Origin of the sequence: Clostridium folliculivorans (genome assembly GCF_024341905.1) — a bacterium.
Taxonomy (GTDB): Bacteria; Bacillota; Clostridia; order Clostridiales; family Clostridiaceae; genus Clostridium_AR; species Clostridium_AR folliculivorans.
Genome location: NZ_BQXY01000001.1, coordinates 856500 through 880907, shown reverse-complemented (window position 1 = coordinate 880907; position 24408 = coordinate 856500). Strand labels below are relative to the sequence as shown.

General features: G+C 30.5%; 19 protein-coding genes. 5 read left to right on the top strand and 14 right to left on the bottom strand.

Features of this window, described 5'->3' with window-relative positions:
• Positions 1-247: 247 nt before the first annotated feature.
• Complete coding sequence (gene ychF, locus OCU55_RS03855) at positions 248-1345, bottom strand: redox-regulated ATPase YchF (protein ID WP_261850983.1); 1098 nt, start codon at positions 1343-1345, stop codon at positions 248-250.
• Positions 1346-1619: 274 nt separating this feature from the next.
• Between ychF and pdaA the strand changes: the two genes are divergently transcribed.
• From pdaA to OCU55_RS03835, 4 genes are all read left to right on the top strand, one after another.
• Positions 1620-2441, top strand: a complete 822-nt coding sequence (gene pdaA / locus OCU55_RS03850; RefSeq protein ID WP_261850982.1) for a delta-lactam-biosynthetic de-N-acetylase — start codon at positions 1620-1622, stop codon at positions 2439-2441.
• 432 nt (positions 2442-2873) lie between these two features.
• Complete coding sequence (locus tag OCU55_RS03845) at positions 2874-4001, top strand: glycosyltransferase family 4 protein (protein ID WP_261850981.1); 1128 nt, start codon at positions 2874-2876, stop codon at positions 3999-4001.
• Positions 3998-4909 (top strand): glycosyltransferase family 2 protein, encoded by a 912-nt coding sequence (locus OCU55_RS03840; RefSeq protein ID WP_261850980.1) that lies wholly within the window; start codon positions 3998-4000, stop codon positions 4907-4909. The genes OCU55_RS03845 and OCU55_RS03840 overlap by 4 nt, the downstream gene beginning before the upstream one ends.
• Before the next feature lie 63 nt (positions 4910-4972).
• Positions 4973-5608: a cyclodeaminase/cyclohydrolase family protein gene (locus OCU55_RS03835; RefSeq protein ID WP_261850979.1), complete on the top strand. Its 636-nt coding sequence runs from the start codon at positions 4973-4975 to the stop codon at positions 5606-5608.
• Positions 5609-5804: 196 nt separating this feature from the next.
• Here the strand turns inward: OCU55_RS03835 and OCU55_RS03830 are convergent, their stop codons facing one another.
• The 10 genes from OCU55_RS03830 to OCU55_RS03785 form a co-directional block, all read right to left on the bottom strand.
• Positions 5805-6542 (bottom strand): WecB/TagA/CpsF family glycosyltransferase, encoded by a 738-nt coding sequence (locus OCU55_RS03830; RefSeq protein ID WP_261850978.1) that lies wholly within the window; start codon positions 6540-6542, stop codon positions 5805-5807.
• Position 6543: 1 nt separating this feature from the next.
• A complete protein-coding gene (locus OCU55_RS03825) occupies positions 6544-7674 on the bottom strand; it encodes a glycosyltransferase family 4 protein (RefSeq protein ID WP_261850977.1) in 1131 nt (376 codons plus the stop codon).
• A gap of 12 nt (positions 7675-7686) precedes the next feature.
• Complete coding sequence (locus OCU55_RS03820) at positions 7687-8910, bottom strand: O-antigen ligase family protein (protein WP_261850976.1); 1224 nt, start codon at positions 8908-8910, stop codon at positions 7687-7689.
• Between the two features lie 53 nt (positions 8911-8963).
• A complete protein-coding gene (locus OCU55_RS03815; protein WP_261850975.1) occupies positions 8964-10358 on the bottom strand; it encodes a sugar transferase in 1395 nt (464 codons plus the stop codon).
• Positions 10359-10644: 286 nt separating this feature from the next.
• A complete protein-coding gene (locus OCU55_RS03810) occupies positions 10645-11415 on the bottom strand; it encodes a tyrosine-protein phosphatase (RefSeq protein ID WP_261850974.1) in 771 nt (256 codons plus the stop codon).
• Positions 11416-11420: 5 nt separating this feature from the next.
• Entirely contained in the window at positions 11421-12101 is a 681-nt protein-coding gene (locus OCU55_RS03805; protein WP_261850973.1) for a CpsD/CapB family tyrosine-protein kinase, read from the bottom strand.
• Between the two features lie 12 nt (positions 12102-12113).
• Entirely contained in the window at positions 12114-12779 is a 666-nt protein-coding gene (locus tag OCU55_RS03800; RefSeq protein ID WP_261850972.1) for a YveK family protein, read from the bottom strand.
• 3 nt (positions 12780-12782) lie between these two features.
• Positions 12783-13871 (bottom strand): tetratricopeptide repeat protein, encoded by a 1089-nt coding sequence (locus tag OCU55_RS03795; protein ID WP_261850971.1) that lies wholly within the window; start codon positions 13869-13871, stop codon positions 12783-12785.
• Between the two features lie 311 nt (positions 13872-14182).
• Positions 14183-15913 (bottom strand): phospho-sugar mutase, encoded by a 1731-nt coding sequence (locus tag OCU55_RS03790; RefSeq protein WP_261850970.1) that lies wholly within the window; start codon positions 15911-15913, stop codon positions 14183-14185.
• A gap of 314 nt (positions 15914-16227) precedes the next feature.
• Positions 16228-16812, bottom strand: coding sequence for a 50S ribosomal protein L25 (locus OCU55_RS03785; protein WP_261850969.1), 585 nt, complete (start codon positions 16810-16812; stop codon positions 16228-16230).
• 147 nt (positions 16813-16959) lie between these two features.
• Between OCU55_RS03785 and OCU55_RS03780 the strand changes: the two genes are divergently transcribed.
• Positions 16960-18423 (top strand): aminotransferase class I/II-fold pyridoxal phosphate-dependent enzyme, encoded by a 1464-nt coding sequence (locus tag OCU55_RS03780; protein ID WP_261850968.1) that lies wholly within the window; start codon positions 16960-16962, stop codon positions 18421-18423.
• 323 nt (positions 18424-18746) lie between these two features.
• Here OCU55_RS03780 and OCU55_RS03775 read toward each other — a convergent pair whose 3' ends face one another.
• The 3 genes from OCU55_RS03775 to OCU55_RS03765 all read right to left on the bottom strand — a co-directional run bounded on the left by OCU55_RS03775 (position 18747) and on the right by OCU55_RS03765 (position 24156).
• Entirely contained in the window at positions 18747-19190 is a 444-nt protein-coding gene (locus OCU55_RS03775; protein WP_261850967.1) for a 2-thiouracil desulfurase family protein, read from the bottom strand.
• Positions 19191-19425: 235 nt separating this feature from the next.
• Complete coding sequence (locus OCU55_RS03770; protein WP_261850966.1) at positions 19426-21783, bottom strand: endonuclease MutS2; 2358 nt, start codon at positions 21781-21783, stop codon at positions 19426-19428.
• A 12-nt stretch (positions 21784-21795) separates the two neighbouring features.
• Positions 21796-24156, bottom strand: coding sequence for a U32 family peptidase (locus tag OCU55_RS03765; protein ID WP_261850965.1), 2361 nt, complete (start codon positions 24154-24156; stop codon positions 21796-21798).
• Between the last annotated feature and the right edge of the window lie 252 nt (positions 24157-24408).

The following is a 24408-nucleotide window of genomic DNA, read 5'->3' as shown; positions in this document are numbered from 1 at the left end:
CAATCTTCTTTAACGAGTTTTTTTACGCATCTACCTTTACGAATCCATACGAGAAAACTCACAGGCTAATAAATTTTGTCTTTTTACTTTATCCCCTTAAAAGATATCATAAACAACATAAAAAAAAGACACCTTAAGTTTTAAATAAAGGAACCCTTTACTTATAAACTAAGGTATCTTTAATAGATACTCAAAATCTTTATAATAAAATTAATAAGGAAAATAATTTATAGTTTACTAAACAAGACTAAACATTAAATCTAAATAATATAACGTCTCCATCTTTTACTATATATTCTTTACCTTCTAATCTGTATAGTCCTTTTTCTTTAGCTGCCGATTCTGATCCACAGCTAACCAAATCATTGAATGCTATCACTTCAGCTCTGATAAATCCTCTTTCTATATCTGAGTGTATCTTACCAGCTGCTTGTGGTGCCTTCATTCCTGTTGTAATAGTCCAAGCTCTTATTTCTTGTGGACCTGCTGTCAAGTAACTAATAAGTCCAAGTAGTCTGTAACTTACATTTATTAGCTTATCTAAACCAGCCTGATCTAAACCGTATTCTTCTAATAATTCTTTCTTTTCATCATCTTCTAATGACGAAAGCTCTTCTTCTAGTTTTGCACAGATAACAACTACTTCTGCATTTTCTCCAGCAGCATGCTCTTTAACAATCTTCACATACTCATTGTCAAGGTTACCTTCCATCATATCATCTTCTGATATGTTGCAGACATATAGAACAGATTTCGAGCTGATTAGAAATAATGATTGAACAAATTCATTTTCCTCTTCAGTAACTTCTAATGTTCTAACTGGCTTATTTGATTCTAAATGAGCCTTCATTCTTTCCATTAAAGCATATTCTTCTTTTGCTTTTTTATCACCTGATCTTACAAGTTTCATTGCCTTTTCCATTCTTCTTTCAAGAATTTCTAGATCAGAAAATATAAGTTCTAAGTTTATTGTTTCTATATCTCTTATAGGATCTACTGAACCTTCAACGTGAACAACATTATCATCATTAAAGCATCTAACAACATGACAAATTGCTTCAACTTCTCTTATATGAGATAGAAACTTATTTCCAAGTCCTTCACCTTTACTTGCTCCTCTTACTAGTCCTGCAATATCATAAAACTCCACTGAAGTAAAAACTTTCTTTTTAGAATTATACATTTCTTGTAGTACATCTAATCTTTTATCCGGAACACTAACAACACCTACGTTAGGTTCTATAGTACAAAATGGATAATTTGCCGATTCAGCTCCTGCTTTAGTAATAGCATTAAACAAAGTACTTTTCCCTACGTTTGGTAATCCAACAATACCTAATTTCATTTATGTACATCCTTTCTAACTTTAATACCACGTAATAGTTTTAAATATTGAAAAGCCTTAATTAAAAATATTTGAAGTTTTTTATTTCATAAATAATAAGGCATTAAATTCAAAATTGAAATAAAGTGGTAACTTTAATCTATTAAATAACACTTATAAGATTATACCTTAGTAAAGACAACATTTCAACAAGTTATATTATGTGGAATTAATGGCTATATAACACCAGTATCCTTATAAATTTTATGAAAAGAATATAATTGAGGTGATTTAAATGAATTTTTCTTTTTTAAAAAACACTTTAATAAATATTTCACTGATTACATCCATAGCTACCACAAATATTAACTTTGATCTTAGCAAATTCGATTTTTTCAAATTTAATACTCATACAGAACATTCTTTGAGTAACAAAGAATACAGTTGGTATTATATATGGAATAAAAATTCCACCCCTGACGCTCCGAAAGAAACTAAAAACTTTGTATTTAATTATGATAGCTACTATATCGGAGATACCTCTAAGAAAGTATTATATATAACTTTTGATGAAGGTTACGAAAATGGAAATACAGGTAAAATATTAGATATATTAAAAGAAAACAAAGTTCCTGCAGCTTTTTTCGTTGTAAAACCTTATATACTTCAAAATCCGGATTTAATAAAACGCATGGAGTCAGAAGGTCATCTTGTTTGCAATCATTCTTCTCACCATCCTTCTATGGCTTCAGTAACAGATCCTGAAAAATTCAAAAAGGAATTCACTGACGTTGAAGAGGAGTACGAGAAGCTCACAGGCAAGAAAATGCCTTTATATTTTAGACCACCAATGGGTAGATATAGCGAAGCCTCTTTAGCAAAGACTAAGGATTTAGGTTATAAAACAGTATTTTGGAGTTTTGCATATAAAGATTGGTTAGTTGATCAGCAGCCCGACCCTGTAGCTGCTAAGAAAAGAATTTTAGAAAGAACAAGTGATGGGTGTATAGTACTTTTACATGCGGTTTCAAATACAAATGCAAAAATACTAGATGAACTATTAAAAGAATGGAAGTCCCAAGGATATGAGTTTAAATCTTTGGATGATTTAAAATAAATTTTTCATTCAATACTACATTAGACTATAAGTTTATCTAGCACTTCAATATTATATGGATGTATCACTTCGTAATAAAACTTATTATTTTTAAATTCTCTCACCAGAAGCCGTGAGAGTTTTAAAAATGGATTTCGGTTCGAAGTGGTACATCTATAGATAAACTACTTCAATATATTTGCTTTTAATAAAAAAGCCGATTGAGAAGTAGTTTATTTAATTTGACTACTCTTAAACACTATGTTGAAATTAACAAGTTACTACTCCAGTACTTTAATGAGTTTCGCAAATGGTTAATATAATTTTCTACATAAGAGCTACTTTTAATTTTCCACCTCAACTCTTCTCATTCCAAATATAGTTTTAATTATGTAATATATATATTATAATTGTAAATAACTCAATTATTTTGTGTACAAGAAGGTGAAAATTTTGAAATATTGTGTTTTATTTCCCCAAGCAAAAAATGTGCATTTAATCAAAGATGTAGGAATGATTGCCTACAAACTTCATAAATTATATTCTGTTGAAAGTTATGTAGCCTGCTACAATAATGATAGATATGATTACATAGATGGTGACTTAAAAGGTCTAAAGCTAGATTTTATAAGCAAAAAGCATAATAATGATATTATTGATGGCTCCTTATATATAAGAAAAAATGCTAAAACCATAGACGTACTGCAACTATTTCATGTAACAATGAGATCTGTAGTATATGCCATAGTTTATAAACATTATAATAGGAACGGAAAAATCTTTCTTAAATTAGACTGTACTGAAAATTTACTAAACAAAATAAAATCTCTAAGTACTGCAGGGCGTAAATTTTTCAATTACTTTTTTAAGAAAGTTGATATAATCGGAGTAGAACAAAAGAAGCTTTTCAATGAAATCCAACAATTGCTACCTAAATTTAAAGATAAATTTAAATACATACCTAATGGCATAGACTACGATTTATTTAAATCAAAAAACATTAAATTTGAGTATAAAGAAAATAATATTCTTCATGTTGGAAGACTGGGTGCAGAGGAAAAAAACTCAGAAATGTTAGTTGAAGCGTTCGTTAAATTAAATGAAAATAATAATGAATTACCTTGGAATTTAATACTTGTGGGCGAGAGTACTGAGAAGTTTACTGAGTTTGTTGAAAACTGCATTCAAAAACATCCAAGTTTGATAAATAAAATTAAACTTACTGGTCCAATATCTGACAGAAAAGAACTTATAGATATCTATGGAAAGTCAAAAATTTTCTGTTTAACTTCTCACTTTGAAAGCTTTGGAATTGTGCTTATAGAAGCAGCTGCTCTTGGCAATATAATCGTTTCTACTAATGTTGGAATTGCAGATGAACTAGTTGTAGGTAATGGAGGAAGTCTAATAAAAGATTCTAACGTTGAAGATTTGGCAAATAAGCTATCTTATTACATTTCCAATGAAGATATTGAAAGATTTTCATCAAACAATGTAAATCTCATACAAGAAAACTATGATTGGGATAAAATAGTAATGAATCTATATAATGAAATTACAAATAGCAAGGAGATTTTATGAACAAGAAACCTTTAGTATTTATAGTAATATTAAATTTTAATTCTTATAAAGAAACTCTTAGGTGTTTAGATAGTGTACTAAACATAGATTATGATAATTATAAAGTTATTGTTGTAGACAACAATTCAAGTGACAACTCGGTTGAAGTATTAAGTCAAAGTTCTAACAAGTTCACACTATTAACTAATACTGCAAACTTAGGATATGCTCATGGCAACAATATAGGAATAGAATATTCACTGAAACAGGATCCTGATTACGTGTGTATTTTAAATAATGATGTAGAGGTAGAAAAAGATTTTCTATCAAAAGTAATCTCTTACATGGAAACAAACAAGGGCGCCGGAATAGCTGGACCATGTATCTGTGATTTTAACGAAAGAGATAAAATACAATCCATGGGAGCAAACATAAACTTATTCACGGGCCTCGCACAAGCAAAAGGAAAAAACGCCCCTTACAGTTCCTTAACAGATAAAACTTTATCAGTTGATTATCTTGGTGGCGCATGCTTCATTGCTAGAAAAGATATCTTTAAAGAAATAGGATTAATACCTGAAATGTATTTTCTGTTCTTTGAAGAAACTGAATTTTGCTTAAAAGCTAAAAGATCTGGATTCGATCTTATTTGTGTTACTGACAGCAAAATTTATCATAAGCAATCTGCTACAATTTCTAAGTACAAAGGGTTAAGCTACTTCTTCTTAAATAGAAACAGAATCCTATTTATGAGAAGAAACGCAAAATTCTATCATAAGATAATTTTTTCTCTTTATATTCTCATAGAAACTGTAGGAAGAATGGTTATAAAAAAAGAACCTATATCTATTTTTAAAACTTATTTAGCAGGATTAAGAGCTGATACTAATAAGATAGATATGGAAGAAGTTGATCAATTCTTTAGATAATTACACTTTATTAAAGTACTGAATTTAAATTTCACATGTACAAAAGTTTAGGAGGTTTTTTATATGCATTTTAAAGATAAGAGTATTAATGATTTTATAGATGAATTAAGTTCAAGTAGCCCGGTACCAGGTGGTGGTGGTGCCGCTGCAGTATCAGCTTCACTGTCAACAGCACTAAGCAATATGGTATTTAATCTTACGGTAAATAAAAAAGCTTTTGCCAGTGTTAGTGAAAATGAAAAGGATACAGTATTTGCTGCAATGGAATACTGCAAGAAAAAAACCGAGGATTTTCTAAGCTTTATAGATAAGGATGGAGAAGCTTTTTCAAGTTTAATGTTAGCTTATAAATTGCCTAAAGATACAGAAGAAAATCTTACAATAAGACAAGAACAAATTCAATCCGGTCTTCAAAATGCAATGTTAGTTCCCTTAAACCTTGCAAAAGAACTAGTAGCTGTAATGGAACATATCAAAACTGCAGCTATGTATGGAAATACAAATGTGATTTCAGATGCTGGTGTTTCTGCTATACTTGCCTATGCATCAATAGAAAGTTCAATATTAAATGTAATGGTAAACTTAAAGTTTATAGAAAGCGATGATACTAACCAAATAAAAGAAGATTGCAGCAATCTATTAAAGAAAGCTGAAGAACTTAAAAAAGTAATAATGACTTTAGTTTATGAGAAACTATAAGGTAAAACCTTAAGTTTAAGTATTAATAAAGTTTTATATATCAAAGTAAAAATAGCTATTACAAAGTATATAAATGTCCTAAACAATACAAAAGCCATGTATAAATAGAGAGCTACTTTCTCTATTATGCATGGCTTTATTCTTATTAAATTAAGGTTATCTTTAATTTCATTATAGTGCTTAACAGCTATCACAATTACTTGCTTTCAGCCTTTTTAAACAGACCTATTCTATTTAGGAAAACAATAAATATAAACTTAGGGATTTTCCCCAATCTTTTTATTCTAAAAGGCTCCTTCCAAACTCTGTATAGCCACTCAAGGCCTAATTTTATCATAATTTTAGGAGCTCTATTTACTTTTCCAGCAAAAACGTCAAAGCTTCCTCCTACTGGCATATATATATTACATGGTAATTGTGACATATTTTCAATGATAAAATTTTCTTGTTTTGGCGATCCCAATGCTACAAACAAAATATTAGCCTTAGAAACTTTTATATCTTCTACAATTTCATTCATTTCGTCAACTTTAAAATATCCATTTCTGCAACCACATATATCAATATTCTTGTATTTGTTAATGATATTGCTTTTACATCTTTGAATTATATCCTCCGAAGCTCCTAATAGGTAAACTTTATATCCTTTTTCATTTGATAAATTTAAAAGTTCATCCATTACCTCGATACCTGCAATCTTTTCTTGAACTGGTTGTCCAGCAATTTTAGCCGAAACAACAGTTCCAACACCGTCAGGGATTATTATAAAATCATCACTGTTAAATCTATCAAAAAGATCTTTATTGCTCATACCGTTAAGCAAAACTTCTGGATTACCTGATATTATGCATATCTTTTTCTTAGCAAAAACCAATTCTATTAATTTATTCTTACTCTGATTAAAAACCTTATATCCAAGTATATTACTGAACACTTTATCTACTCTCCATTGTTTCATCATAGACTTTAAGTACATCTTTAATAAATAAATCTACTGTAAAGTTCTTCTTATAATAATTATACCCACTTTTTCCTACATTAATAAGCACATCTTTATTATCTAATATATATTTAAGCTTTTCATATAGCTGTTCTACACTTTCCGGATCTACTATAAAGCCGTTATTTCCATCTTCTATCATATCAGTAAGTGCACCAACTTTTGTACATAGTATAGGCTTTGCCAAAGTCATAGCCTCTAAGATTGCATAAGGCATACCTTCTTTTACCGAAGGAAGTACAAACAAATCCATACAGTTTATTAAATCATAGTTATCTTTTCTAAAACCTAAAAACTTTATGTTATTATACCCTTCTGCCTTTTTCATCATTTCTTCTTTAGTCTTTCCATCTCCAATTAGAAGACAAGAAAATTTATAGCCTTCATTTGTCAACTTAATCAACGCATCTATCAAATAACGATGCCCCTTTGTTTCATAAAAATTAGCAGCAACCCCTAATACAAAATCATTTTCCACTTCAAGCTGCTGCTTTAAAACATCACAGTTCTTAAGAGATTTTCTATCAACTTCATTTACAGCATTAGGTATATAATAAATGTTTTTCTTACGTCCTAATTTATAATCAATTGCACACTGATAATCTTTTTTCGAAACAGCTATCAGTCTATTTCCAAAAATCGCACCTATTTTTTCAATAGCTATGTATATTTTTCTTTTAAGACTACTCATAGGTTCATTAAACACAAAGCCATGGGCTGTATAAGTTACAATCTTTACACCTGCAATTCTTGCTGCAATTCTACCAACCAAACCAGCTTTAGAACTGTGACAGTGCACTACATCAAACTTTTCTTTTTTAAATATCTTTATAAAGCTTACTATAGCTTTTAAATCATAAACTAAAGAGATCTCTCTTTTCAAATTTTCTACTCTTTCAAAACTTATATTCAGTTTCTCTAGTTGAAGTTCTAGACCTGTACCTTCTCCTGCATATACCTTAACCTCATTGCCCAATTTCTTTAATTCGTCACTTAAAATCAAAAGATGTTTTTGAGCTCCGCCCATTTCTGCTTGAGTAATTATTTGAGCTACTTTATATGACATTTCCTCACGCTCCTAAAAAGTACTTTTTTTCTTCCTAAAGGAAAAAAGCATTGCCACCATTATCCAAAAATATGTTGCTACCTTTGGAACAAATAGAATGTTATCAAAGCAATTCATAACTAGAAAAGGGATAATGACAACAACAAAGCCTTCTATAAAATATGAGTTTAGGGATTCACCTTTATTTTTTATAAAATAAAAGGCTTCTCTTAAAATCAATAGAAGAATTACGATAAAACTTAGCTCTCCAATAACCCCAAGTTCGCTCCCAACCTTTAAATATGAATTGTGACTCGGAAAAACATCTACACCTTCTTCTTTAAACTGAGGATACATTTTTACATACTTAGGATAGTTAGTTATAAAGTTACCATTCCCTACTCCACCTATAGGATGATCTTTCATCATTTTTGCTGCTACATTCCATATCTTTATTCTTGAATCGTTTTGAGTTTTGTCAGTAATTTGTTTTATTCTACTTAAAGCACTTGGCATGGCAAGTACAACTGCACCAACAGGCACTATTAATATCAATATCTTCTTGCCGAAAATAAATATTAACAATATTAATCCTACACCAAGACCTATCAATGCACTTCTTGACATCGATATAACTATATTAGAAAAACAAAGAACAGTTGTTATTATTATAAATATTTTCAAAGTGATGTTTTTTTGTTTTACTCTCATCAAAGATAATAAAGGGAACAACATAAGAACCTGAAAGGCTCCCAAGGTATTCGGATTATCTAACGTTGCTTGTATTCTAGGTCTTGCAGATGAATATATATGCATATCTGCTCCAATTCCAGTGAAGTATTGTATTATTCCTAAAACCGAAATTACAAAAGTAGTAATTATAAATGTGAATATAACTCTTTCTTTTTCCCTTTCATCAAAACATTGGCTAACCAAATACATTGTTACAATATAAGTAAAGAATCTAATACTCTCCTTTATTGCAAGAGATTTATCAGAAGCGTATATAGCTGATAAAACCATTATTCCTAGGAATATTATTAATGATATATAAATTTTGTTTGTTATGAATTCCATAATATTCTGCTTTATTTTATATACCTTTTTTGTTTTTATTATTTGAAAGATATACAGAATAACTGTTAAAAATAATACTATTTGTGTGAGATTACTATAATTCTTCCCATTTATCTCTGAAGGAATCAATGGTATTAAAAATATATAAATACAGAATAAGATATTTGCTAAATCTTTCATTATTGTATTTCCCCCTATAATAATAGGAGACTAAAAAGCCTCCTATTTGGTAATTAGTCTTCGATTTTATCTATAGTTATTTCAGCATTAGTAGTCTTTATAAGCTTTGTCAAAGGCATATCATCCTTTAAGCCCTCTGAACTTTCTTTCATAAACATTATTTTTATAGTCTGTAAGATTAGTTTTAAATCAAGAAGTATACTGTAATTCTTGATATATAATATATCATATCTTACCTTATCTTCTGGCGTAGTTGAATATTTACCTAGGACTTGAGCAAGTCCTGTAAGCCCTGCTTTTACAATGGTTCTATATTTATAATCCGGTATTTCATCTTTGAACTGTTCTACGAAGAATGGTCTTTCTGGTCTAGGACCAACTACACTCATATCCCCTAAAAGTATATTAAAGAATTGTGGCAGTTCATCAAGCCTTGTAGCTCTTAGAATTCTTCCTAGCTTAGTTATTCTAGGATCGGACTCTCCAGCAAGCACTGGACCAGTAAGTTTTTCAGCATTCATTACCATAGTCCTAAACTTCAACACAAAGAAATTTTTTTCATCTATAGTAACTCTTTCTTGCTTGTAGAATATTGTTCCTCCATCAGATAACTTTATTGCTGCTATTACAATAAGCATAATAGGGCTAGAAAGTATTATTCCAACCAAGGATACAATTATATCAAGTAAGCGCTTAAAAAATCTTGCTTCTAAGGTTAATCCTAACTTTTGAACTTTAAACATTGGGATATCATCTGCTCTGTTCAGCTTTGAGTTAAGTATTGCAATCTCGTATATATCAGGAATTATATATATACTTTTTCTACTTGCAAGACAACTGTCTACTATTTTCTTTTTAACATTTAACTCTACATCATTACAAATAAAAACTACATCTACGTTATCTAAGTAGTTGTCAATATTTTTACTCTTACTACCACATATATATTTTATTTTATATAAATCTCTTTGCTTTAACAATATCTTCTTAGTTAAATATTCTAACGAACTTTCTCCTATAACTAAACATTCTTTTACGCCATGAAAAGATCTGTTTATCTTCCACACAAAAGTTCTCCAAACGGATAAAATTACAAACTGCACAATCGTACTTATAACAAGAACCATTCTAGGATAAGCAAACCCACGTGCGAAGAAAGTTATTCCTGCTGTTGTTATAAACAACGCTGCAACTGTTAACCCTATTGAATATATAGTTTCTGTAACACTCTTTTTTAGTAGGTCACCAAGACCAAATACATACATATATATTAAATAAGCTATAACTATAAAAGGTATTATGTTAATAAATGGATTAAAGTTGTAATCTGGTGGGGTAGACTTAAACTGTATTAAAAAAGACAGATAAACTGAAAAAACAACTAAAACTGCATCTATAAAATAAGTACCAAATTTAAAAAACTCTGTAACTATATTGTTTCTCTTCATAAGTCACCTCTAAAACTTTTAAACTCTTAATAATTTTACACTCAATATATTTTAAAGTCAAATTATATATAGAATAATAAGAAAGTCGCTGAAGCGGCCTTCTTTAGCAAACTTTTTTAACGCATCTGCCTTTCCGGATACATGCGAGGAAAATTTGGCATGCGAACAAGTTTTATTTTTTACTGTTAGTGATAAAAAACTTCTGAAAGTGTTGAAATATCTAAGTTTAGAAGTAATAAAATTTCATTTCCTTTACATCAAAAAAAGAAGCAATTAGATATACTAATCACTTCTTACTAAATAGCCTAGAAAACAAACTTGCTTTCTTTAATTCTCTTACTGGCAACGGAGAAACATCTTCCCCGTTTAAAATATTAATTTCATTTTCTTTAATCCACTTATGTAATTCAGGGTTAAGTTCTTTTATATTAGATAGGGCTTTTTTTACAAAGGTGTTTCTTCTCTCATTGTTATGTCCATCGCTTCCAACCATATGCACTAAATTTCTCTTAACTAATTGCTCTGCCGCTTCCTTTATTGTATTTCCATAAGCACCAGTTAAGCTTCCTGCATTAACCTGAGCAAGATTCCCTTGCTCAACAAGATTTTTTAATATTTCTGGATTATTTGCAATCTTAAAGTTTCGTTCTGGGTGAGCTAATATTGGAGTAACACCTTTTAGCCTTAGTTCATAAAATACATCTTCAGTATAAAGTGGAAATTCTCTCATAGGAAGCTCTATAAGCATATATTTTCTGTCATTCAGACACCAGATCAAACCATTGTTATAAAGTTCCAAAAGGTTAGGAGTTATATAAACCTCTAAACCTTTAATAACATTTATGCCCATATCTTGTCCCATTTCCTTAACCTTTACAAAAGCACTATCATAAGTATCTTTTTGCTGCTCAAATTCACCAGGTATATAGTGAGAAGTAGCACAAATATGGGTTGTACCCTCCTGAGCAGAATTCTTGAGCATATCTTTTGTTATATCAAAAGACTGTGATCCATCATCTATATTAGGTATTATATGACTATGAAAATCTATCATCATATCACCTACTCTTTTTCATAATAACCATAATACTTACTATAGTAATACTCGTTTGCTTTAGTAGGAACCATATTTAATACTACCCCAACTAATTTTCCGCCTACCTTGTCCAACATTTCCTTTGATTTTACAATTGCTTTCTTTTCTGTCTTTCCGTAAGAAGCTACAAGTAATGTTCCATCAGCATTAACAGAAAGTATTTGAGCATCAGTAACTGCTAAAACTGGAGGTGCATCTATTAAAACTATATCAAATATTTCCTTAAATTCATTAAGATATTTAGTCATTGCCTTGCTACCCAAAAGCTCCGATGGATTAGGTGGCAAAGTACCACATGTTAGTATATAAAGATTCTTTATCTCTGTAGTCTTTAAACATTCTTCTATTTTGTTTTCACCTATTATTATATTTGCTAATCCCTTTGAGTTTGGAATACCAAATTTTTTATGAACAGTAGGTCTTCTAAAATCACAGTCTATAAGCAATACCTTTTTGCCTGCTTGAGACATTGAAGTAGCTAAATTGGATATAACAGTACTCTTACCTTCTGAAGGACTTGACGAAGTTACTACAATTACACGCATTTCTTCATCAAGAGAAGAGTATTGTATGTTTGTTCTTAGAGTTCTAAAGGCCTCAGCCCCTCTAGATTTATTATTAACTAAAGAAATTAAATTCTTATCCATTGGCTTCCTCCATTATTCTTCAATTGTAGGAATTACACCTATTACAGGAACCCCAAGTAATCTTGTTAATTCTTCTTCATCTTTAACTGTATTGTCAAGATATTCTATTAAGAAAACAATACCTATAGATAACATAAGACCAACAAATAGTGCTACTGCAATATTTAAAAGTGGTCTTGGACTATCTGGGCTTGTTGGCTCTACAGCATCATCAACTAACTTAATATTGTCTTGATTGTAAATTTCAATTGATTCCTTTTTTAAGGATTTAGCAATTTGATTTGCAATCTTAGCAACTTGACTCTTGTCCTTTGATTTTACTGTAATAGTTAAAAATTCAGTATCACCTTTTGGTGCAACAGAAATCATCTTAATTAACTGATCTGCATTCATATCTAAATTCAACTCATTTATTACATCATTTGCAACGGTTTTAGTCTGAACAAAAATACTATAGGTTTTAACCATCTTTTGATACATCATCACATCGTTATAGTTTTCCTTTGTAGCAGAATCACTCTTTTGATTTTGTCCAATCAGTACAGATATATCAGCTTTATAAGCTGGTTTTATTACAAAGTAGCTCACTACTGCACTTATCAAAGTACAACTCAATGTTATCAAAATAACCAATAATAGTCTTTTTCTTACAATGTTTAAGTATTCTTTTAATTCCATTAATTATCCCCCTATTACTTTATTTAACTGTTTAACAATTTCATCATTTGGTTCAAGTTTGTTAGCTATATCTAAATGAATTTTTGCATCATCCATTTTTCCAATATTATAATAGCACATCACTAGATTAGTGCATATCTCAACATCTTTAGTTGCTTCAAAAGCTTTTCTAAAATACATTATTGCATTTTCAAAATCTCCGATAGCAGCATAATTTATTCCCAATTCATTTACAGTTTCTACAATAGAACTATCTATTCCTAAACTCTCATTTAAATAATATATTGCTTTTTCGTAATTATCAAGCTTTCTATATGATAAACCAATATAATAATATATAAGTGGATTATCTTCAAATTTGTCTAATAGAGGCAAAAGCTTTTTTATGGCTTCCAAAGGATTCTCATCAATTTGCTCTTTTCCTTTTTCATATGCGACTATATCAGAAACTTCTAAGAAAAGTTGTTCAATATCAGCTGTCCTTTCTCCACCAAGCCTTATGTATTCATTAAGAGACATTAAGACTTTTGAATATTCTTCCTCATCTTTAAATGTCAGTGCCTCATACATATATGGCAGAGCGCTCTTAGGATAAACCTTTTTATAATTTTCTATATCTTCCATATGCAAATTTTTAAAATCTTTATTATCTTCTCTTATAGTGCTTCCTACTACTAATAACTTTTCAAAGATTTCCTCTTCCCCGTACAATCGACACAATCCTCTTAAAAGCACATAACTATCATTGTAATTTCCTTGCTTTACTTTTGTAGCAATTATTCCTTTAATAGCTTCTTTTGAATTACTTATTGAGGCCAATATATTCTTGTAATCTTCATTATAGGAAAAGTTCTCATCTGCACCTAGGGCATAGAACATTCCTTCAATGAATTCATATAAAGGTATATCCTTAAGTTCTTGATTCTGTTTTACTTTTTCAGCTAAAAATTCCATACTCACTGGAATAAATAACTCTTTATTTTTTAATTTTGTTTGTTTATCACTTATCTTTTTTAAAAAAGCCTCAATATTTCTTATTTCTAAAAATAATAATTTAGATAGCTTATCCTTAAAAAGTGAATTATAGTCCAATACATTCACCCCTATTGTTTAATTCTTTTTTAATATTTTAAAATAATTAATACTATTCTTCATATGTACGTCAAGTAACAAAATATATTACATATAACTATACCACTTCATTTTAGAATCTATATTTTCAAAACTCCTCTCAGAAACTAGGGGAGTTTTGAAAATAGTTTGCAGCTTGAAGTGGTAATTTTTAGACAAACTAGTTTTTAATAAATCTATATCTTTTTAATTTTATTGGTAAAATCTCCAAATAGAAACCCAAAATATATCATTATTAAATAACTTGTTTATCCTTAATCATATTTTCAAATTTAACTTAATTTCTCATTTATAATTTTCATCACTTCTTCAGTATACTTCTTTATCCTGTTTTCTGCATCTACTAAGCTGTTGCCAACAATGGATAAGTATACCTTCATCTTTGGTTCAGTACCAGAAGGTCTTACTACAAACCAAGAATCATCTTCTAATATATACTTAAGAACATTTGATTTTGGCAAATCTATAGAATTTACAGAATTGCTTACAACATCTACTTCTTCACTCTTCTTATAATCAAATCTCTTAACTATCTTAACACCATTTACATCAGATACTGGATTATTTCTCATATTATCTATGCAACTTGCTATCTTTTCTTGGCCTTCTTTTCCTTTTAACTCAAGAGAAACTAGATTTTCTTTATAGAACCCATATTCATTATAAATTTCTATTAATCCATCATATAATGTCTTACCTTTGGATTTATAATAAAGTGTCATTTCTGCAATTAACATTGATGCAATAACGGCATCCTTATCTCTTACAAATTCTCCTGCTAGGTATCCATAACTTTCTTCAAAACCAAAAAGATATTTATGACTTCCTGTTTCTTCAAACTCTCTGATTTTTTCTCCAATATATTTGAATCCTGTCAATACATCAATCAATGTAACATTGTAGTGAGCTGCCATCTTTCTTACCGCTTCTGTTGTTACAATGGTCTTAATTACTGCACCGTTACTTGGTAAACTATTTGTGTCTTTAAGTGCATCTAATACGTAATGAGTTAAAAGCATTCCAGTTTGATTTCCTGTTAAAACCCTATACTCACCTTCATTATCCTTAACAACGACACCAATTCTATCACAGTCTGGGTCTGTTCCAAATATTATATCTGGTTGAACTTTTTTTGCTAGCTCTAAAGCCAACTTAAATACAGCTGGTTCTTCCGGATTAGGGTATGATGCAGTCGGGAAGTTTCCATCTGGTTTTTCTTGTTCTTTTACAACATGTAAATTCTTATAGCCTAACTCATTTAAAACTCTTCTCACAGGAATATTACCTGACCCATGGATCGGAGTGTAAATCACCTTTAAATCTTTAGCATTTAAATCAACTAACTCTTTTCTTATTGTCAAAGCTTTAACCGCATCTATATAAGTCTTATCTATATTTTCGCCTATATATTCAAGCAGTCCTTTTTCTAATGCTTCTTCCTCACTTAATGATTTAATATCCGCATAATCAGATATAGCATTTACATATCCTATTATCTTCTTTGCTGGTTCATCTGTAACTTGTCCACCATCATCACCATATACCTTATATCCATTATATTGCTTAGGATTATGAGATGCTGTTATTACAATACCAGATTTACAGTTTAACTTTCTAACTGTATATGATAACATTGGAGTTGGTCTTAAATCTTCAAATAGATATACTTTTATATTATTTGCACATAAAGTTAAAGCAGCAGCCTTAGCAAACTCCCTTGACATATTTCTTGAATCATATGCAATTGCAGCTGATTTTCCTTCTGTATATGTTTCATTTATATAATCAGCAAGCCCTTGAGTTGCCTTTCCCACAGTATATATATTCATTCTGTTAGTTCCAGCACCAATAACGCCCCTTAGACCACCTGTACCAAAATCTAATTCTTTATAAAATCTATCTTCAATTTCCTTTTCATCAGTTATACTTCTTAATTCATTCTTTATATCTTCATTAATAGTAGGTGATTGTATCCATTGTTGGTATTTTTCTCTGTATGTCATTATTACCCCTCCTTATAATTTAACATAAAATATTATACACTAAAAAATGGACAATTAAAACTTTTATGTACAAATTTATGAAATTATATGAATTATAGATATATATTATTAATGCGCTTTTTATAGTTTACTTTTTTTACAATATTATTTCCATAACAAATGTAAGAAAACTCTAACTTTATATTTGTTCTTCTTTTTTCATTCTATAGTCAATAAACATTCTAAATTGTTACATTATAGAACTATCATCCAATTCATGTATATTGCATTTTTCTAATGACTAAAAATAAACCCTATGTAGTCATAGGGCTTAGTTATCCTTTTTTCTCTTCTGGCTCTACAGCCTCCACTACCTTTTGCTCATAGCTCACAGAACCAAGGACAGTATTTAAGTCATCAATTATTGATATTTCTGCTCCCACTTCCAAATCACATACTTTATAGGTGCTTCCTATTGTAGATTTCGAAACATCTATTTCTAAGAATTTAGGTAACTTATCTGGAGTACAGCTTACCTTTACTGCTGACTTTTCTTTCTGAATTATAGCTCCGTAGGAATTTATTACTCCCTCTCCTTTAAAGTGAACTGGTACCGTTGTAGTAATTTTTTGGTCTTTATCTATAGTTTCCAAATCTAAGTGAATTATTTTATGTGTAACAGGATCTCTTTGAAGCTCTTTAATTAGTACCTTCTTATTTTGTTCTGCTAAGTCGATATCTATTACACCATGCTCTCCATGTTCAATGATAATTTGATTTAATTCTAATTCACCTATTTCGAACATAAAGTTCTGCATTCCTTTTCCATATACAATGCCTGGAACTCTTCCTGCTCTTCTTACTTTATTGGCTGTTTTACCTATTTTGTTACTTCTACTGTTCAATTTAATATTTTCCACTTTAATCCCTCCTGCCTTATAGTATTGTCAGAAGAAATAAATATTATTCATATCAATTTTTTTATTGCATTACAGTTACTCATAACATATAATTATATTGTTTTTCATAAAAGATATTTATTTGTTGAAAGAAGGTGCGGTATCAAAGTGTACAGATTTGACCAAAATGAAACTCCTTTGTTTGATGCCCTAATGGAATATGTAGATAGAGATACAATTCCATTTCACGTTCCCGGTCATAAGAAAGGCGTAGGAATAGATGAGGAATTCAAAAACTTTATAGGTGAAAACCCATTTAAGATAGACGTAACGGTGTTTAAATTAGTTGATAGTCTACATCATCCAACAGGCCCAATAAAAAAAGCACAAGAACTTGCTGCTGATGCATATGGTTCAGATGCTTCATTTTTCTCAATCCACGGAACATCAGGCGCAATTCAAGCCATGATTATGTCTGTGGTAAGTCAAGGTGACAAGATAATTGTCCCAAGAAATGTCCACAAATCAATTACTGCTGGAATAATACTTAGTGGGGCAGTTCCTGTGTTTATGCAACCAGAGCTTGATAAAAAGTTAGGTATCGCTCACGGTGTTACCCCTGCAACAGTAAAAAGAGTTTTAGAAGAAAATAAAGATGCTAAGGCTGTATTAATAATAAACCCTACGTACTATGGTGTTGCAACCGCAATCAAGGAAATTGCTGACATTGTTCACAGTTACGATATTCCTTTAATAGTAGATGAAGCTCATGGTCCTCATCTACGTTTTAACGAAAAACTTCCTATGTCTGCAATGGAAGCAGGTGCTGATATCTGTGCACAAAGCACTCATAAAATAATTGGAGCATTGACTCAGTGTTCTTTACTTCAAGTTAAAAGCAATTACATTGATCCTGCAAGAGTTCAACAAGTTCTGAACTTACTTCAGACAACTTCACCATCTTATATTTTGATGGCAAGTTTAGATTGTGCTAGAAGACAAATTGCTTTAAACGGAGAAGAACTTTTAAATAACGCTATTGATTTAGCTAATTACGCTAGAAATGAAATAAATAAAATTAATGGTTTCTACTGTTTTGGAGAAGAAATACTAGGAAGACCTGGTGTAGTAGCTTTAGATCCAACAAAGATTACTATAACTTGTAGAGACTTAGGAATTACAGGATATGAATTAGATATGATATTATCAAACAAATATCATATTCAGATGGAACTTTCTGATTTATATAGCGTGCTTGCTGTAGGTTCTTTTGGAGATACAAAGGAAAGTATAGATAAATTATTACACGCATTAAGAGAGATATCTGATGAATATTCTTCTAAAGGAAAGGTAAGACCTGACTTTTTAGATATACCATCTATTCCTGAGAGTGTTCTTATTCCTAGAGATGCTTTTAATAGCAAGAAAGAATCAATACTACTTAGAGATAGTATCGGAAAAGTAAGTGGTGAATTCTTACTTGCATATCCACCTGGTATTCCACTTCTTTGCCCTGGTGAGATAATAACAGAAGAAATCATAAAATATGTTGAAGAACTAAAAGAGGTTGGTCTTTACGTACAAGGTACCGAAGACTCAAAAGTTGAATATATTAAAGTTGTTTCAAAATAATCTTTAATATAAAAAAATCACTGAAGTGTATTTCTTCAGTGATTTTTTTTGCGCATCTGCCTTTCCGAATGTATATGAGGAAAATCTGGCAGGCGACATATTCTTCTTTTTATTCTTTAGCTTATATTATATTTTAAGTTTACTATACGTATTCATCCATAAATATATCTGAAATATAACTTTCTAAAGAATAAAAAATCACTGAAGTGTATTTCTTCAGTGATTTTTTTTGCGCATCTGCCTTTCCGAATGTACATGAGGAAAATCTGGCAGGCGACATATTCTTCTTTTTATTCTTTAGCTTATATTATATTTTGTACTTTTTAAAATTCTTCTTCACTCAATACTTCTATTCCATTTAACTTTAAAAGTTCTGCTGTTACGCCATTACCTTCAACAGTCTTACCGGAAAATGTACCATCATATATCTTTCTAGCTCCACAGGAAGGACTCTTAGATTTTAGAATTGCTTTCTTAACATTATTCTTAACAGCTATCTCCAATACTTTACTCGCACCTTTAATAAACTCCTCAGTAACATCTGTACCTCTAGCCGATAAGACTTTAGCTCTACCTTCTAAAACATCCACTCCGCTTCCACCTTGTATTTCTACTGGTTCTCTAGGTGTGCTAAGTCCTCCCATCTCTTCAGGGCAAACTAGTATAGCTTCACCCTCATCATAGATTTTCTTTATGTCTTCATTATAATTATTACCGCCATTATACTTACAGTTGCAACCACATAAACACGCACTTATTATAATCAACTCTACTCCACCCCTACCTTATATAAGGTGTTCTTATAAGTTAATATAGGATTCCAACTTCAACTATTAAGTTATGCATGCCTAAAATTCATAGGTGCATGATTTTCGAACATGTATAACTTAAGTTTTCGTAATGGAACACTATAGATATTCCAAAACCTCAAAATCATTTTCATTAAGCTATTAACTTATATTTTTCACCACATAAGAAATCCTTAACTTACTATCAATAATACTACTTTAGCTGAACTACAGTAACTCCAGTTCCGCCTTCTCCATATTCACCTAGCCTATAAGACTTAACATGCGGATGGCTCCTTAACATATCATTTATGCTTTTCCTAAGAATTCCTGTTCCTTTTCCGTGAATTAAAGATACTTCTCCAAGGCCAGCCATATATGCCTCATCCAAGTACTTATCAGCGTTATAGCAAGCTTCCTCTGCATCAAGCCCTCTTAAATCAACAGAACTAGCTACCGATTTAGTATTTAGATTAACTTCACGTTTCACCTTTTTCTTAGTTTCCTTAGTCTCTTTAGATTTTCTTAGGTCTTTTAGCTTAACATTTACTTTCATTATACCAGCTTCAACTTGAACATCGCCTTTTGAATCTGGCATTGTTAGTATAATTACTTTCTGATTTAAAGAAGGTAAAAAAGCTTCCATTCCTGGCTTAACCACTTCAATTGTTTCACCATTATCCTTTTCAGCCTTGTTTATTACAGTCTCTGTTTTATCGAGCTTATCTCTTAGTTTACTTCTCTGCTCTTCTAACTTTCTTCTTGCATCAGAGTCATATCCTAACCTCTCAAGTTCTCTCATATTCTTAAGAATTTGATCTGCTTCTTCTTTGGCTTCTCTAAGAATTTGTTTAGCTTCTCTTCTTGCCTCTCCAAAAGCATTTTCTCTAGTCTTCTCTAGATTTTCTAGTTTTACTTCATATTTTTCTCTGAGCTTTCTAGCATCCAGCTTTAACATTTCAGCTTCTCTGGCATCCCTCTCTGCTTTCATACTCTTTTCTTGAAGACTTTGTATTAAATCTTCAAATTGAAGGGACTCACTAGAGATCAATTCTTTCGATTTATCTATTACATCCCCACTTAACCCCAATCTTCTTGATATCTCAAATGCATTTGATTTACCTGGTATACCTATCAAAAGCTTATAGGTTGGTCTCAATGTTTCCACATCAAATTCTACTGATGCATTTTCAACGCCTATAGTTCTTAATGCATACCCTTTTAGCTCACTATAATGAGTTGTAGCAACTATCTTACAGTTTCTATGTCTAAGTGTTTCAAGTATAGCTACTGCAAGCGCAGCACCTTCAGTAGGATCTGTACCTGCACCTAATTCGTCAAATAAAATAAGTGACTCATTATCCGCTTCTTCCATTATTGATACTATGTTAGTCATATGAGAAGAAAAAGTAGATAAACTTTGTTCAATACTTTGTTCATCACCTATATCAGCATATATTTCTCTAAAGAAACTCACCGTAGAGTTTTCCCTAGCCGGTATTAAAACACCACTCATAGCCATTATATGAAGTAGACCAACAGTCTTTAAAGTTACTGTCTTACCACCAGTATTTGGACCTGTTACAACAAGACTTGTGAATTCTCTTCCTAAATATATATCTGATGCTACAACCCTTTTAGGATCTATAAGCGGATGTTTAGCTTGAACTAAATCCACTATTCCATTTCCATTAACCGCAGGACATATTCCATCAATAGCACTTGCGTATTTAGCCTTTGCAAATATAAAGTCCAATTCATTTAAAATATTAGCATTATTTCTAACTGCTATAATTTCATCATAAACAAAACCAGACAACTCCTGAAGTATTCTCTCTATCTCAGCTTTTTCTTTTAACATAAGCTCTTTGATTTCATTGTTTATCTTAACCAAGCTCATAGGTTCTATAAAAAGAGTTGCTCCTGTTGAACTTTGATCATGAATAAGTCCTGGCACTGAGCCTTTATGCTCTGCCTTTACAGGGATAACATATCTATCACCTCTCATGGTATAAAGGTTATCCTGTAAAAACTTTGAATTTTCCCTTAATATAGAATTCACTTTATCTCTAACTGAAGAATTTTTTTCTTTAAGGGATCTTCTTATATTATTAAGAGTTTGACTAGCTTTATCAGATATTTCTTCTTCACCTATTATTGCATTGAAGATTGTATCCTCTAACTTTCTTATTGGTGTCAAACCTGCACATATATCTTCTAATATATTATAAGATTGTTCTTCATCTTTTCTTTTTATAAAATCTATAAACCTTCTAGCACATCTCACCATGTTACCTATTTTAAGTAGTTGCCCTGGATTTAATGTACCACCTTTTCCAGCCCTTGTTATAGCTTCTCTTACATCGTATAAACCTTCAAAAGGCGGTGCTCCCTTCTTTTGAAGCAGTGTAAGAGCTTCTTTGGTTTCTTGAAGATGTTCCTTTACTTCATGTATATTTTCATATGGAGCTAACTCATCTATAGTATCCTTTGAAGCACCTGTAAGTGCATATTTTTTTATCTCTTCTTTTACTTTATTAAATTCTAGAATTCTTAATGCCTTCTCATTCATAAGATTTCTCCTTTATTCTACTCCTCTTTTATAATGACCTTTTGTATAATTAATATTTTTGTTGTCTTCTTCTTCTTTTTTAATCACCCTTATAATACGGCTGACTTCATTATAATCCTCATCAATAAAATCCACTCTAAAGCTGCTTATGCCAATCTGTTCCATTCTATCCATCTCATCTATAAGATTTAAAGGAACGCTATTATATATATGTGATCTACAGAACCTGTCAGTAGTCATTACAAACTTTTCCTTCATTCTATCTTCTAATATAAAATCATCTTTTACACAGCTTTGATTGCAATTATTATTAGAACTTTTCTGTCCAAAAGTACTGCCTATCGGGCAATACTCGCTAACCATCATTTCAACTCTTCCATAAATTAAAGCTTGATATGAAGATTTTTTCCCTTTCGTTACAGAAATCATTTCACTTCTATTAAGTTCAACACTTATAGGTAAAACGTCTATAGATTTTTCGTAAAACTCTACAGCTTTACTGTTAAATATATTAAGTTTATAATCCCCAATTATACTAGTTTTACTATTATATCTATATATAATTCCTGCATTAGCAGTTACAATTCCTTTAATATTATCAATGTATTTATCAATAACTGAACAAACATATTGATACTCATCTTTTATTATATTAGGAACCTTAAAATATACTTTTGATAAATCTATATTTTCTATATCTTTTTCTAACAAAGAATTCAAACTCTTTCCGAAAATATCTATTGCATAATTCTCACAGTTATTTTCAACAACAGCTTTTAACTGTTGTTTAGTTCTTACTGTATATAAAACGCCCTTAAATTCTTTAGCATCCCTCTTGTTATAGTTTGATTTATCATAGTCTTCATTACTAACTTCTCTTTTAAATTTCTTTATTTCATTTGCTTCAATGGCTTCAATTATCTCTCTTCTTAAAGAATTTATCGATGATACCGGTACAAATCCTTGTTCAAAACTTAAGAATTCTATAGAACTTATCTTATAAGGAGTTTCCCCAGATTTCATTATATTTTCTTCAACCTTATCTTTAGATAGAGGTTTTTTAAGAGCCGTTTGAACTACTTCACCCTTTACCTCATAGTCTTTATCATTATAAGTTAAAGCAATAATCATAGGCTCTCCAACTTTAAAAATCATTGAAGCCTTAATTTCAATCTTATTTTCATAAGGATTTAAGTAAGATGTTTTATACTTATCCATAAGTTCTACATCTAAAGTCTTATATAACTTATCATTATTCTTATATCTTGCTGGTAATAGCTTCACACTCATGCCTTCATCCGCATTTTCTAAGCTATTCTTACCTGAAAGTATCTTACTTATGGTAAATCCATCTTTACCACAGCTTATTCCATCTCCTACCGAAATACTTTTTTCTAAAAGCACTTCACCTTTGCTATTTACAGAACCTATATATACTCCAGTGTTTTTAGGATTCTTAAAGGCCATCATGTCTTTTCCTTCATTTTTATATAGATAAGCCTTAGAAAATCCCTCTCTATTAAACAATTGCATAAGTGTATCCTTTGAAGCCTTTACATTAAAATCCTTATTTTTATCAATTACACTATCTACTGCATTTCTATAAGATTCCACTACTCCAGCCACATACTCAGGTCTTTTCATTCTCCCTTCAATCTTTAAAGATGAAGTTCCAGTATTTACAATCTGTTCCACATCTTCTATTGTACACATGTCTTTTGGACTTAACAAATATCCCTCTTTTTTTGTTTTATCTCCTATCCTTATAATATTATAAGGAAGTCTGCAAGATTGAGCACATCTACCTCTGTTTCCGCTTCTCCCACCTATCATGCTGCTCATAAGACATTGCCCTGAATAACATACACACAAAGCGCCATGAACAAATATCTCTGTTTCGATATCAAGTTCTTTTGATATATATTCAATTTCTTTAAGAGATAACTCTCTTGAAAGTACTATTCTCTTAAAACCACTATCTTTAAAGAATAAAGCACCATCACCATTGTGCACAGTCATTTGTGTAGACCCGTGAAGTTCAATTTGTGTATATTTTTTCTTAGTTTCATTAAACAAGCCTAAATCTTGTATTATTAGGCCATCTACACCAATTCTATACAGAAAATCTATATAACTTAAAGCTTCATCAAATTCATTTTCTTTTATTAATGTATTTATAGTTATATATACTTTGACACCATACATATGAGCATAATCTAGCACTTCTTCTAATTGTTCATCGTTAAAATTTGAAGCATATGCTCTTGCAGAAAACTTACTTCCACCTAGATAAACAGCATCTGCACCTTTATTTATTGCTGCATATAAACTTTCTTTACTTCCTGCTGGTGCCAAAAGCTCAATTTTATTCATCAGTTCATCTCTCCTATGATAATGCAGTATAAACTGCTATCCTTCTAATATTTTATAATCCAAAACTATAGATAAACCAGTTCCAAATAGAATCTATATTTGATAATCCTATTATCATTAATAGTTAACAGAAGTATCACTTAGTTTTATTAGATAGAACTGGATTATCTATATAGATATACAATTTTTTATAAAAATCGTACCATACTATTATATCAGAAGAAAAGCTTACTTGTCATGCAAGTAAGCTTT

Coding starts and splice junctions, on each gene's coding strand:
- ychF (WP_261850983.1), bottom strand. CDS start 1,345: ATGAAATTAGGTATTGTTGGATTACCAAACGTAGGGAAAAGTACTTTG.
- pdaA (WP_261850982.1), top strand. CDS start 1,620: ATGAATTTTTCTTTTTTAAAAAACACTTTAATAAATATTTCACTGATT.
- OCU55_RS03840 (WP_261850980.1), top strand. CDS start 3,998: ATGAACAAGAAACCTTTAGTATTTATAGTAATATTAAATTTTAATTCT.
- OCU55_RS03835 (WP_261850979.1), top strand. CDS start 4,973: ATGCATTTTAAAGATAAGAGTATTAATGATTTTATAGATGAATTAAGT.
- OCU55_RS03825 (WP_261850977.1), bottom strand. CDS start 7,674: ATGTCATATAAAGTAGCTCAAATAATTACTCAAGCAGAAATGGGCGGA.
- OCU55_RS03820 (WP_261850976.1), bottom strand. CDS start 8,910: ATGAAAGATTTAGCAAATATCTTATTCTGTATTTATATATTTTTAATA.
- OCU55_RS03815 (WP_261850975.1), bottom strand. CDS start 10,358: ATGAAGAGAAACAATATAGTTACAGAGTTTTTTAAATTTGGTACTTAT.
- OCU55_RS03810 (WP_261850974.1), bottom strand. CDS start 11,415: ATGATGATAGATTTTCATAGTCATATAATACCTAATATAGATGATGGA.
- OCU55_RS03805 (WP_261850973.1), bottom strand. CDS start 12,101: ATGGATAAGAATTTAATTTCTTTAGTTAATAATAAATCTAGAGGGGCT.
- OCU55_RS03800 (WP_261850972.1), bottom strand. CDS start 12,779: ATGGAATTAAAAGAATACTTAAACATTGTAAGAAAAAGACTATTATTG.
- OCU55_RS03790 (WP_261850970.1), bottom strand. CDS start 15,913: ATGACATACAGAGAAAAATACCAACAATGGATACAATCACCTACTATT.
- OCU55_RS03770 (WP_261850966.1), bottom strand. CDS start 21,783: ATGAATGAGAAGGCATTAAGAATTCTAGAATTTAATAAAGTAAAAGAA.
- OCU55_RS03765 (WP_261850965.1), bottom strand. CDS start 24,156: ATGAATAAAATTGAGCTTTTGGCACCAGCAGGAAGTAAAGAAAGTTTA.